The sequence below is a fragment of the Mesorhizobium sp. M1409 genome (assembly GCF_040317535.1).
Taxonomy (GTDB): Bacteria; Pseudomonadota; Alphaproteobacteria; order Rhizobiales; family Rhizobiaceae; genus Mesorhizobium.
Genome location: NZ_JAMYKV010000011.1, coordinates 1 through 12,747, shown reverse-complemented (window position 1 = coordinate 12,747; position 12,747 = coordinate 1). Strand labels below are relative to the sequence as shown.

At 64.3% G+C, this 12,747-nt stretch carries 9 protein-coding genes; 8 read left to right on the top strand and 1 reads right to left on the bottom strand.

Going from position 1 to position 12,747, the window contains the following annotated elements; all coding sequences use genetic code 11:
* Window position 1 precedes the first annotated feature (1 nt).
* The 3 genes from NKG99_RS11500 to NKG99_RS11490 are packed head-to-tail and all read left to right on the top strand — an operon-like array spanning window position 2 to window position 3,883.
* Window positions 2-313 (top strand): sarcosine oxidase subunit delta, encoded by a 312-nt coding sequence (locus NKG99_RS11500; RefSeq protein ID WP_352867434.1) that lies wholly within the window; start codon window positions 2-4, stop codon window positions 311-313.
* A complete protein-coding gene (locus tag NKG99_RS11495; RefSeq protein WP_352867431.1) occupies window positions 310-3,303 on the top strand; it encodes a sarcosine oxidase subunit alpha in 2,994 nt (997 codons plus the stop codon). Before NKG99_RS11500 ends, NKG99_RS11495 begins: the two co-directional genes overlap by 4 nt.
* Complete coding sequence (locus NKG99_RS11490) at window positions 3,296-3,883, top strand: sarcosine oxidase subunit gamma (protein WP_352867429.1); 588 nt, start codon at window positions 3,296-3,298, stop codon at window positions 3,881-3,883. The genes NKG99_RS11495 and NKG99_RS11490 overlap by 8 nt, the downstream gene beginning before the upstream one ends.
* Window positions 3,884-4,045: 162 nt before the next feature.
* Here NKG99_RS11490 and NKG99_RS11485 read toward each other — a convergent pair whose 3' ends face one another.
* Window positions 4,046-4,750, bottom strand: a complete 705-nt coding sequence (locus NKG99_RS11485) for a nitroreductase (RefSeq protein ID WP_352867427.1) — start codon at window positions 4,748-4,750, stop codon at window positions 4,046-4,048.
* A 178-nt stretch (window positions 4,751-4,928) separates the two neighbouring features.
* Between NKG99_RS11485 and NKG99_RS11480 the strand changes: the two genes are divergently transcribed.
* The 5 genes from NKG99_RS11480 to NKG99_RS11460 are packed head-to-tail and all read left to right on the top strand — an operon-like array spanning window position 4,929 to window position 12,514.
* Window positions 4,929-5,516 (top strand): helix-turn-helix domain-containing protein, encoded by a 588-nt coding sequence (locus NKG99_RS11480; RefSeq protein WP_502910932.1) that lies wholly within the window; start codon window positions 4,929-4,931, stop codon window positions 5,514-5,516.
* 21 nt (window positions 5,517-5,537) lie between these two features.
* Window positions 5,538-7,991 carry a GcvT family protein gene (locus tag NKG99_RS11475; protein ID WP_352867423.1) on the top strand — a complete coding sequence of 818 codons (2,454 nt, stop codon included), beginning with the start codon at window positions 5,538-5,540 and terminating at the stop codon, window positions 7,989-7,991.
* Complete coding sequence (locus NKG99_RS11470) at window positions 7,988-8,893, top strand: homocysteine S-methyltransferase family protein (protein ID WP_352867421.1); 906 nt, start codon at window positions 7,988-7,990, stop codon at window positions 8,891-8,893. The genes NKG99_RS11475 and NKG99_RS11470 overlap by 4 nt, the downstream gene beginning before the upstream one ends.
* Window positions 8,886-10,067, top strand: a complete 1,182-nt coding sequence (locus tag NKG99_RS11465; RefSeq protein ID WP_352867418.1) for a pyridoxal phosphate-dependent aminotransferase — start codon at window positions 8,886-8,888, stop codon at window positions 10,065-10,067. The genes NKG99_RS11470 and NKG99_RS11465 overlap by 8 nt, the downstream gene beginning before the upstream one ends.
* On the top strand, window positions 10,064-12,514 hold the full coding sequence (locus NKG99_RS11460) for a GcvT family protein (RefSeq protein ID WP_352867415.1): 2,451 nt from the start codon (window positions 10,064-10,066) through the stop codon (window positions 12,512-12,514). The genes NKG99_RS11465 and NKG99_RS11460 overlap by 4 nt, the downstream gene beginning before the upstream one ends.
* Window positions 12,515-12,747: the final 233 nt, after the last annotated feature.

The window sequence follows — 12,747 nt, the reverse complement described above, 5'->3', positions numbered from 1 at the left end:
CGTGCTGATCACCTGCCCCTATTGCGGCCCGCGCGACGTCATCGAGTTCACCTATCAAGGTGACGGCAACCGCGAGCGTCCCGACCCCGCCTCGCAGAATTTCGAGGCGTGGAACGCCTACGTCTATGACAGGCTGAACCCGGCCGGCGACCACAACGAGATCTGGCAGCATTCCGGCGGTTGCCGCGCGCATCTGAGGGTCGTGCGCAACACGCTGACGCATGAGATTTTGAGCGTCGCCTTCATACGGGGTGATCATGGGCGCGGCGATCACACCTCGGCCGCGCGCCGCAAGGCGGAGGGCAAGTCATGAGCCCGCGCCGCACCGACATCGGCGGTCGCATCGACCGGGTGAAAACCATCCGCTTCACCTTCGACGGCGCGCCCTATACCGGCCATGCCGGCGATACGCTGGCATCGGCGCTGCTGGCCAAGGGCGTCACCCTCTTCGGTCGCTCGTTCAAATACCACCGCCCGCGCGGCCTGCTGACGGCTGGCGTCGAGGAGCCCAATGCCCTGGTGACGGTGCTGAAGGGCGAGGTCCGCGAGCCCAACATTCCGGCGACCATGGTCGAGATCCATGACGGGCTGGTCGCCATCAGCCAGAACCGCTTTCCCTCGCTTGCTTGGGACATCAACGCCGTCAACCAGCTCGGCGGCAAGATCCTGTCGGCCGGCTTCTACTACAAGACCTTCATGGGACCGGCGTTCGGCCCGCTGAAGGGCACGCGCTTCTGGATGTTCTGCGAACATTTCATCCGCCGCGCCGCCGGTCTCGGCAGCGCCGGATCGGCGAAGGACCCGGCCCGCTACGAGCGCATGAACGCCTTTTGCGACGTGCTGGTGGTCGGCTCCGGCCCGGCCGGACTGATGGCCGCCAAGGCCGCCGCCGATCAGGGCGCGCGCGTCATGCTGGCCGATCTCGAGCCGCGTTTCGGCGGCTCGGCCAACTGGTCCGACGAAACGATTGACGGTGCGCCGGCCGCCGATTGGGCCCGCCGCATCGTCGCCCAGCTCGAAGGCCGCGACAATATCCGGCTTTTACCGCGCACCACGGTGTGGGGCTATTACGACAACAACACGCTTGCCGCGCTCGAACGCGTCAGCGACCACAAGGAGCAGCCCGGCAAGGGCGAGCCGCGCCATCGTTACTGGGCGATACGCGCCAAATCCGTGGTTCTGGCCACCGGCGCTTTCGAGCGGCCGCTGGTATTCCCGGGCAATGACCGGCCAGGCGTGATGCTGGCGCATGCCGCCGAGCGCTATGCCAACGAGTTCGGCGTGCTGCCGGGCGAGCGGATCGCGTTGTTCACCAACAACGACAGCGCCTATCGGGCGGCGGTCGCCTTGAAGAGAGCCGGAGCCGCGGTCGTCGCCATCGCCGATATCAGGCCGGAGCTTTCGCCAGAGATGCGCAAGCTGGCCGCGGAGGCCGAGGCAGAGATCTTCGCCGGCCATGCCGTCGTCGCCACCGAAGGCGGCAAGGCGCTGTCCGGCCTCAAGCTGCAACGCTTCGACATGACCAACGGCGCGCTCATCGGCGACGCACGCAGCATCCATGCCGATTGCCTGCTGATGTCCGGCGGCTGGTCGCCGACCATCCATCTGGCCAGCCAGGCCGGCGCCAAGGCGGAATGGAACGCCGCGCGGCAAGCCTTCCTGCCGCCGAAGCCGACACAGAAATGGATCGGCGCCGGCGCGTTCACCGGCAGTTTCTCGACGCTCGAAGCACTCGCCGAAGGCCGCGCCGCGGGCCTTGCCGCCGCCGGCGGGCAGAGCACACCGTCCGTGCTGCCGACCGTCGAAGCCGTACCCGGCGATCCCGATCCGGCTCCGGTGTTCGAGATCAGGGCCAAGGGCAAGAGCTTTGTCGACTTCCAGCACGACGTGACAGCAGAGGACGTTCGGCTGGCGCACCGCGAAGGCTTCGTCTCGGTCGAGCATCTGAAGCGCTACACCACGCTGGGCATGGCGACCGACCAGGGCAAGAGTTCCAACGTCCCCGGCCTTGCCATCATGGCCGAAGCGCTGGGCAAGCCGATCCCCGAGGTCGGCACGACACGCTTCCGGCCGCCCTTTGCGCCGGTTTCGATCGGCTCGCTGGCGGCGGAGCGTTTTGGCGACCTGAAGCCAGAGCGGCTGACGCCGATGCATGACTGGCATCTCGCCAACGGCGCGACCATGTATTCCGCCGGCCTCTGGTACCGTCCGATGATCTACGGCCTTGCCGGCGAGACAATCGAGCAAGCCTATGTCCGCGAGGCCAAGGCGACGCGCGAGACCGCCGGCATCGTCGATGTCTCGACACTGGGTAAGATCGCTGTGCAAGGGCCCGACGCCGCTCAGTTCCTCGACCGCGTCTACACCAACATGTTTTCGACGCTGGCCGTCGGCAAGGCTCGCTATGGCCTGATGCTGCGCGAGGACGGCCTCGCCTTCGACGACGGCACCACCTGGCGCCTCGGCGAGCAGGATTTCCTGATGACCACCACCACCGCCAATGCCGGCAAGGTGATGCAGCATCTGGAATATTTTCTCGACGTGATCTGGCCGGACCTGAAAGTCCACGTCACCTCGGTGACCGACGAATGGGCGGGCGCCGCGATCGGCGGGCCGAAGGCCAGGGAGATCCTTGCCGCTTGTGTCACCGGCACATCGGTCGACAATGCCACCTTGCCGTTCATGGGTATCGTTCGCGGCGAGATATCAGGCGTGCCGGTGATGATTTGCCGGTTATCGTTCTCCGGTGAAATGGCGTTCGAGGTCTATTCCGGCGCCGGCCATGGCACGCATGTCTGGGAAGCGCTGATCGAGGCCGGCAGACCGTTCGGTCTGGTCACCTACGGGCTCGAGGCGCTGGGCACGATGCGCATCGAGAAGGGCCATGTCACCGGCGCCGAGATCGATGGCCGCACCACTGCGCGCGATTTGCATCTCGACTGGATGCTGTCGAAGAAGAAGCCGTTCATCGGCTCGGCGATGATGGACCGCGAAGGCCTGATAGCGGCTGACCGGCTGGAACTGGTCGGCCTGATCGCCCTCGACAACCGGCCGCTCAATGGCGGCGCGCACATCGTCGAGGAGGTGGACGAGGCCAATCCGCACGACTCGATCGGCCACATCACCGCGTGCTGTTATTCGCCGGCACTCGGCAAGCATATCGCGCTGGCGCTGGTCAAGGGCGGCAAGGCACGGCGCGGCACGCGCGCCCATGTCTCCGATCCCTTGCGCAACCGGTTCGGACCGGTCGAGATCGTCTCCAACCACTTCTTCGATCTGGACGGGAGCCGCATGCATGGTTGAGCGCCAATCGCCCCTCGATCCGGAATTTCATGTCGGTTCGCACGGCAATTTCGAGCATGGCGTCGAGATCATCCTGACCGAGACGCGGCCGGGCTCGATCGTGCAGCTCGCCGCCTGGCCTGGCGAGGAGAAGAAGCTGATATCAGCCATCCGCACCGTTACCGGGCTTGCGCTGCCGGACGGCGCCGGCGGCGGAGTGAGCGACGGCGTGAAGTCGGTATTCGGCTTCGCGCCTGGGAAGTTCACCGTTGCCGACGAGGCCGATGGGTTGGCCGCCGCCTTTGCCAAGGTGGTTAGCCCGGCCATCGGTACGATCACCGACCTTTCGCATGGCCGCACCGCCATCCGCATTGCCGGGCCGAAGGCCGAATGGGTGCTGGCAAAGTTCTTCGCCATCGACTTTTCGCTGCCGGCCTTTCCGGTCGGCGCCGGTCGCTCGACCGCCCATCACGATGTCTTCGCCCAGATCCAGCGCACCGGCGCCGACCAGTTCGACATCTATGTCTTCCGCTCGTTCGCGCGGTCGTTCTGGAAGGCGCTGTGTCACGCGAGCGAGGAAGTCGGCTACGAGGTGCAGTAGACCCCGCCTTGTCGGCTACGACTGCTGCACAACGGCGCGCCAAAAGCGGATACCGCCACCAGCTCGTTCATTGGACGCTCCACACGCAGGATGACTTCAGGTTTCGTTCTGTTTGGGCCGCGGCATAGAGTGTGTCGCTCAAGGCGCACCCGGTTTCCTTGCTTACTCGCTGAACGTTACCCACTCTTCCAGCGGCACGCGGTCGGTGCGGAAGGTGTTTTCCGGTTTGGATATGTCCTCATGGCCAAGCGCCATTCCGCAGACGACGATCTCCTCGTCGGGAATGTTGAGCACCGGCCTGATCTGCCGGTGGTAGGGTGCAAACGCTGCTTGTGGGCAAGTGTGCAAACCCCTGCCCCGCGCCGCGACCATGATGTTCTGCAGGAACATGCCGTAGTCGATCCACGAGCCCTGGTTGAGCCGGCGGTCGATGGTGAAGATCATGCCGACCGGCGCATCGAAGAAGACGAAGTTGCGGTCGTGCTGGGCGCGCATCTTGTCGACCTCGCGGCGGCCGATGCCGAGCGCACCATAGAGGCCGAAGCCGTTGGCGCGGCGGCGTGTCAGATAAGGCTCGAAGAACTGGGTGGGATAGTAGCGGTATTCGTCCCAATCGGCTTTTTCGGCGCGAATTCCGGAATTGAGAATGGCGTCGGTGATCCGCTGCTTGGTCTCGCCCTTGGTGACGTAGACCTTCCATGGCTGCATGTTGGTACCGGACGGAGCGCGCGCCGCAACCGCCAGAATGGCGCGGATCGTATTGTCGTCGACCATGTCGGGGAGGAACGCGCGCACCGAACGGCGCGACAGAATTGCCTCGTCGATAATCTCGGCTTCGCTCGCGATTCGAGTGTTGTTTTCCAGCATGGGCCGTCCTTACCCTCGTCTCGACCAGACGTCCCCACTCGCCGTTCGTGCCCGAGCCTTTGCATGAACCGTCAAAATCGTGCAAGCAAATCTTCTGCATCTGTGAAAATCCACTTGATTTTTTCATGCGCTTGACTTCTCATGAAATTTATCTGGAATTTTTCACGAAGTGAGCCCTTTGCCTTCGCCTGCCGCAAGAACATTGCAGGGACCTGACGAACGCGTGCTGGCCGGCGATATCAGGGCCTTGCGCAAACTGCGTGGTCTGACGTTGGCCGAGATCGGCCTGAAGCTTGACCGTTCGGTCGGTTGGGTCAGCCAAGTCGAGCGTGGCTTGTCGACGCCATCGCTCAGCGACCTCAGGGCCTTCGCCGAACTGTTCGGCGTGCCGATCAGCCTGTTCTTCAGCCATGACGTACCTGTCGAAAGCGAGCGCGGCGTGGTTGTGCGCGCCGGCAGGCGCCGCACGCTTGGCACAAGCGAATCCGGCCTGGTGGAGGAGCTTCTGTCGCCCGATCTCGGCGGTAGCTTCGAGATGGTGCGTTCGGTCTTCGCACCGGGCGCGGAACTGAAGGCCGAGGCGCAGCGGCCGACCGAGGAAGCCGGATACGTCGCATCCGGACTGTTCGACATCGAGATAGCAGGCGTCTGGCATCGGCTTGGCGAGGGCGATTCCTTTCGCTTCGAAGGCAAGCCTTACCGTTGGCGCAATCCGGGGGCCGAGCCGGCAATTGTCATCTGGGTGGTTTCGCCGCCGGTCTATTGAGTTAAAGTTTGGGAGAAGAACATGGCGGGTTTGCCGAGCACGGCGCGCGTGGTGATCATCGGAGGCGGTGCCGTCGGCACCTCCTCGCTCTATCATCTCGCCAAGGCGGGGTGGACCGACTGCGTGCTTCTGGAAAAGAACGAGCTGACCTCCGGCTCGACCTGGCATGCCGCCGGCAACGTGCCGACCTTCTCCTCGTCCTGGTCTCTGATGAACATGCAGCGTTATTCGACCGAGCTTTATCGCGGGCTGGCCGACGCGGTCGACTATCCCATGAACTATCACGTCACCGGCTCGCTGCGCCTTGCCCATACGAAAGAGCGCATGCAGGAATTCCAGCGCGCCAAGGGCATGGGCCGCTATCAGGGCATGGACATCGACATCGTCGGCGTCGACGAGATCAAGCGGCGCTATCCCTTCATCGAGACGCATGATCTGAAGGGCGCGCTCTATGACCCGAGCGATGGCGACATCGATCCGGCGCAGCTCACCCAGGCGCTGGCCAAGGGCGCGCGCGACATGGACGCGAAAATCATCCGCTTCTGCCCGGTCACAGGCGTGCGCCGCGAGAACGACGAGTGGGTGGTTGTAACAGCGCAAGGCGAGATCCGCTGCGAGATTGTCGTCAACGCCGCCGGCTACCGCGCCGCCGAAGTGGGCCGGATGTTCGGCCGCGAGGTACCGATGATGGTGATGAGCCATCAATACATATTGTTCGAGGAGATCCCCGAACTGGCGGCGTGGTCGAAGGAACAGGGCAAGAAATTGCCGCTGCTGCGCGACGTCGACACCTCCTACTATTTGCGCCAGGAGAAGAACGGCATGAATCTCGGCCCCTACGAGCGCAATTGCCGCGCGCATTGGGCGACCCACAATGATCCGATGCCGGAGGACTTTTCCTTCCAGCTGTTCCCCGACGATCTCGACCGGCTGGAACATTATCTGGCCGACGCCGTCGCCCGCGTGCCGATCCTTGGCACGGCCGGCCTGTCCAAGGTCATCAACGGGCCGATTCCCTACACGCCGGACGGCAATCCGCTGATCGGCCCGATGCCCGGCGTTCCCAACGCCTTCGAGGCCTGCGTCTTCACCTTCGGCATCGCCCAGGGCGGCGGCGCCGGCAAGGTGCTGGCCGAATGGGTGACTGAAGGCCAGACCGAATGGGACATGTGGTCGTGCGATCCGCGCCGCTTCACGTCCTTTGCCTCGGCGCCGGACTATTGCGTCGCCAAGGGCATGGAGATCTATGGCAACGAATACGCCATCCAGTTTCCGCGTCATGCCTGGCCTGAAGGCCGCGACCGCAAGCTGTCGCCGATCCACGATCGTATCAAGGCGTTCGGCGCGCGCTTCGATGCCTATAATGGCTGGGAGCGCGCCACCTGGTACGCGCAAGACGGCGACGATGTTTCGGAGGAAGCGACGCTGACCTTCCGCCGCGACGGACCGTGGCAACACCGCGTGCGCGAGGAGTGCCTGGCGGTGCGCGACGCCGCCGGCATCCTCGACTTGCCGGGATTCTCGCGCTTCAACCTCGACGGCCCGGGCGCCGCCGAATGGCTGAGCCTGCAGGTCACCGGGCTGGTGCCGAAGCCCGGCCGCATCGGCCTCGTCTATTTCGCCGACGACAAGGGCCGCATCGTCACCGAAATGTCCGTCGTGCGTCACGACGAGAATTTGATGACGCTGATCACCGCGGCGGTCGCGCAATGGCATGATTTCGAGTGGCTGAAATCGCGCATGCCCAAGGATGCGCCTTTCAGGCTGATCGACCGGACCGAGGAATTCTCCACCCAGATCCTGGCCGGACCCAACTCGAGGAAAATCCTCGCCGATATCTGCGAAGCCGACCTCGCTCTGCCGTGGCTGACGCATCAGGAAACGAAGATCGCCGGCCGCTGGGCGAAGCTTGTGCGTGTCTCCTTCGCCGGCGAACTCGGCTGGGAAATTCACACCAGGATCGACGACACCGCCGCCATCTTCGACGTGGTCTGCGCTGCAGGACAACAGCACGGACTGAAGCCGTTCGGCATGTATGCGCTGGATTCGCTGCGGCTCGAAAAGGGCTACCGCACCTGGAAGGGCGACCTGTCGACCGACTATTCGATCCTGCAGGGTGGGCTCGAGCGCTTTGTCAAATGGGATAAACCCGACTTCCGCGGCAAGGCGGCTTTGCTGAACGAGAAGCAGCAAGGCGTGAAGAAACGTTTCGTCACGCTGGTCGTCGAAAACCCCGGCGACTGCGACGCTCCCTACATGTCGACGCTGTGGCATGACGGCCAGATCGTTGGTGAGACGACGTCGGGCGGCTGGGGCCACCGCGTCGACAAGTCGATCGCACTCGGCATGCTGCGCGCCGACCTGGCCGAGCCGGGCACCGCCATCGAGGTCGAGATCTTCGGCGAGCGTTTTCAGGCGATCGTGCAGAAAGATGAGCCACTGTGGGATCCGAAGAACGAGAGGCTGCGCGCATGAAGAAGGTTATTCTCACCGATGGCGGAATGGGACAGGAACTGGTTCGCCGCAGCCAATCCGAGCCGACGCCGCTTTGGTCGGCCAGGGTCCTGATCGACGAGCCGGATCTGGTGCGCGACCTGCACGCGGAATTCATCCGTGCCGGTGCCCGGGTCATCACCATCAACACCTATTCGGCGACGCCCGAACGCCTGGCGCGCGAGGGCGCGGAAGACCTCTTCAAGCCGTTGCAGAAGCGCGGCATCGAATTGGCCAGGCAGGCTCGCGACGAGGCCGGCGACGCGGCGATCGCCGGCTGCCTGTCGCCGCTTTTCGGCAGCTACGCGCCGGCACTGACCATTTCCTTCGAGGAGACGCTCGACATCTACCGCCGCATCGTTGCCGAGCAAGCGGATAGCGTCGACCTGTTCCTGTGCGAAACCATGGCGTCCGCCGAGGAGGCGCGCGCGGCCGTCACCGCGGCGTCGGAAAGCGGCAAGCCGGTATGGGTGTCGTGGACGCTGGCCGATCACGGCAAACCGCGGCTGCGCAGCGGCGAGGCAATAGCCGCCGCGGCAAGCGCGCTCGACGGCCTGGCAGTCGCGGCGCGGTTGGTCAATTGCTGCCGGCCGGAAGCGATCGCCGCGGCCTTGCCCGAGCTGATCGACCTCGGCGGCCCGATCGGCGCCTATGCCAATGGCTTCACCTCTACCGAGGCACTCAAGCACGGCGGCACAGTCGATGTGCTGCATGCTCGTCACGACCTCGGCCCGGATGCCTATGCCGATCAGGCGATCGGCTGGGTGGAGGCTGGCGCCAGCATCGTTGGCGGCTGCTGCGAAGTCGGACCGCCGCATATCGCCGCTCTGCGCGACCGGCTCGAACACGCCGGCTACGAAATTTCAGGAGTTTTGCATGCCTAGACCATCATCGCGCATTTCCGGCATCGTGCCTTCGGGCAAGGACGGCTGGGAAGTCCATTTCGCCGCCTGGACGCGCAAGGAGGCCGGCGAAGACATCATCATGCTGTCGGTCGGCGATCACGACTTCGACACACCGTCGCAAACGATCGAAGCCTGCGTGACCGCGGTTCGCGGCAGCAATCATCACTACACCCCGCTTCCCGGCCTGCCGCGCCTGCGCAAGGCGATGGCGGCAGCCTCGAGCGCCTGCACCGGCGTCGAGACGTCGCCGGATCAGGTCATCGCCACGCCGGGCGGCCAGGCCGCACTCTACGCGGCCGTGCAGGGCGTGCTCGACCAGGGCGACCACGCCATCGTCGTGGCGCCCTATTACGCCACCTATCCCAACACGTTCAGCGCCGCCGGTGCCAGTTTCACCGTCGTCGAAACGCCCGCCGAAGACGGCTTCCAACCGCGTGCCGAGACGATCCGCGCGGCGCTACGACCGAACACGCGCGCCATCCTTATCAACACGCCGAACAACCCGACCGGTGCTGTCTATTCGCGCGAGCGGCTGGAGCAACTTGCCGAGATTTGCCGGGAGCACGACCTCTGGCTGCTGTCGGACGAAGTCTATTGGACATTGGGTGGCGGCGAGCATATCTCGCCGCGCTCGCTGCCAGGGATGGCCGAGCGTACGCTGGTGATCAATTCCATGTCCAAGAGCCACGGCATGACCGGCTGGCGCATGGGCTGGCTGACTGGTCCGGAGGCGATGATCACACTGCTGATCAACCTCAACCTAGTGACGACCTATGGCTTGCCGGCCTTCATCTCGATCGCCTGCGCCGAGGCACTGGAGAATCGTTACGGCGTCAAGGAGATCGCCGAGCGCTACGCCGCGCGCCGCACCGTCCTGCTCGATGCGGTGCGTGGCATGAACGATGTCACCGTGCGCGGTTCGGAGGGCGGCATGTATGTCATGCTCGACATCTCAGCCGTCGAACCGGACGACGAGAAATTCGCCTGGGCCTTGCTCGACAAGGAAAAGGTTGGCGTGATGCCCGGCTCCAGCTTCGGTGAGGCGGCCGCCGGGCACATTCGCATCAGCCTCTGCCAGCCGGAGCCCGTGCTGCAAGAAGCAGCGCTTCGGCTGCGCCGTTTCGCTTCCAGCTATCGTCGCGAGGCCGCATGACCGCCAAGGCCATCCCTGCCAAAGCCCGCGCCGTCATCATCGGCGGCGGCGTCTCCGGCTGTTCGGTCGCCTATCACCTGGCCAAACTCGGCTGGACCGACATCGTGCTCCTGGAACGCAAGCAGCTGACATCGGGCACGACGTGGCACGCCGCCGGCCTGATCGGCCAGTTGCGCGGTTCGCAGAACATGACCCGGCTGGCGAAATATTCAGCCGACCTCTACGCCAAGCTGGAAGCCGAGACCGAAGTCGGCACCGGCATGCGCCAGGTCGGCTCCATCACCGTGGCGCTGACCGAGGAGCGCAAACACGAGATCTATCGGCAAGCGTCGCTGGCGCGCGCCTTCGATGTCGATGTCCGCGAGATTTCACCCAATGAAGTCAGTGAGATGTACCCGCATCTCAATGTCTCGGACGTCGTCGGCGCCGTGCATCTGCCGCTCGACGGCCAGTGCGACCCCGCCAACATCGCCATGGCGCTGGCCAAAGGCGCGCGCCAGCGCGGCGCCACCATCGTCGAGAATGTGAAGGTCACCAAGGTCCACACCAAGGCCGGTCGCGTCACCGGCGTGTCCTGGGCGCAAGGCGAAGAACAAGGCACCATCGAAGCCGACATCGTCGTCAACTGCGCCGGCATGTGGGCGCGCGAACTGGGCGCCCAGAACGGCGTCACCATTCCGCTGCATGCCTGCGAACATTTTTATCTCGTCACCGAACCGATCCCCGGTCTGGGTCGGCTGCCGGTGCTGCGCGTGCCCGACGAATGCGCCTACTACAAGGAGGACGCCGGCAAGATGATGCTCGGCGCCTTCGAGCCGGTGGCAAAGCCTTGGGGTATGGATGGCATCCGCGAGGATTTCTGCTTCGACCAGTTGCCGGAGGACATGGAGCATTTCGAGCCGATCCTCGAAATGGGCGTCAACCGCATGCCGATGCTGGCGACCGCCGGCATTCACACCTTCTTCAACGGTCCCGAGAGTTTCACGCCCGACGACCGCTACTATCTCGGCGAGGCGCCGGAGCTGTCCGGCTACTGGATGGCGACCGGCTACAATTCGATCGGCATCGTCTCCTCCGGCGGCGCCGGCATGGCGCTGGCGCAGTGGATCAATGACGGCGAAGCCCCCTTCGACCTGTGGGAAGTCGACATCCGTCGCGCCCAGCCGTTCCAGAAGAACCGCCGTTACCTCCGGGAGCGCGTCTCCGAAACGCTCGGTCTGCTCTATGCCGACCATTTCCCTTACCGACAGATGGCGACGTCGCGCAATGTCAGGCGTTCGCCCCTGCACGAGCATTTGAAAGCGCGTGGCGCTGTCTTCGGCGAAGTCGCCGGCTGGGAGCGCGCCAACTGGTTCGCCCGCGAGGGCCAGGAGCGCGAATACCGCTATTCCTGGAAGCGCCAGAACTGGTTCGACAACCAGCGCGAAGAACATCTCGCGGTCAGGAACAAGGTCGGCCTGTTCGACATGACCTCGTTCGGCAAGATCCGTGTCGAGGGCCGCGATGCCTGCGCCTTCCTGCAAAGGCTCTGCGCCAACGACTTGGACGTGGCGCCGGGCAAGATCGTCTACACTCAGATGCTCAACCAGCGCGGCGGTATCGAGAGCGACCTGACGGTCTCGCGGCTGTCGGAAACGGCCTTCTTCCTCGTCGTCCCAGGTGCAACACTGCAGCGCGACCTCGCCTGGCTGAGAAAACACCACACCGACGAATTCGTCGTCATCACGGATATCACCGCTGCCGAAGCCGTGCTCTGCCTGATGGGACCGGATGCGCGAAAGCTGATTCAGAAGGTGAGTCCCAACGATTTCTCCAACGAAACCAACCCGTTCGGCACGTTCCAGGAGATCGAGATCGGCATGGGCCTGGCCCGCGCCCACCGCGTCACCTATGTCGGCGAGCTCGGCTGGGAACTCTATGTCTCGACCGATCAGGCAGCCCATGTGTTCGAAGCGATCGAAGAGGCAGGAGCGGATGTCGACCTGAAACTCTGCGGCCTGCACACGCTGGATTCCTGCCGCATCGAAAAAGCCTTTCGGCATTTCGGCCACGACATCACCGATGAGGACAACGTGCTGGAAGCCGGCCTTGGCTTCGCCGTCAAAACGGCCAAGGGCGACTTCATTGGGCGTAATGCCGTGCTGCGCAAGAAGGAAGCCGGACTGAGCCGTAGGCTGGTCCAGTTCCGCCTGAAAGACCCGCAACCCCTGCTCTTCCACAACGAGGCGATCCTGCGCGACGGCGAGATCGTCGGTCCGATCACATCAGGCAATTACGGCCATCATCTCGGCGGCGCCGTCGGACTGGGCTATATCAAGTGCCAGGGCGAGAGCGAGGCGGATGTGCTGGCCTCATCCTACGAGATCGAGATCGCCGGCGAGCGTTTTGCGGCGGAAGCATCGCTGAAGCCGATGTACGACCCGAAGTCGGAGCGGGTGAGGATGTAGTGCGCAGTCCTGTCCTTCTCCCCTTGTGGGAGAAGGTGGATCGGCGCGCAGCGCCGAGACGGATGAGGGGTGTTCCAGCGGAGTGAGGCGTTGGCGCTCCCTGGAACACCCCTCATCCGTCGCCTTCGGCGACACCTTCTCCCACAAGGGCTAGCGTGCGCACACATTTGCTTCGGGTTGATTTTGCGAGGCGAGAACGAAGCCGTCTGTGATGGCGTTGAAGCGTCTGAGGC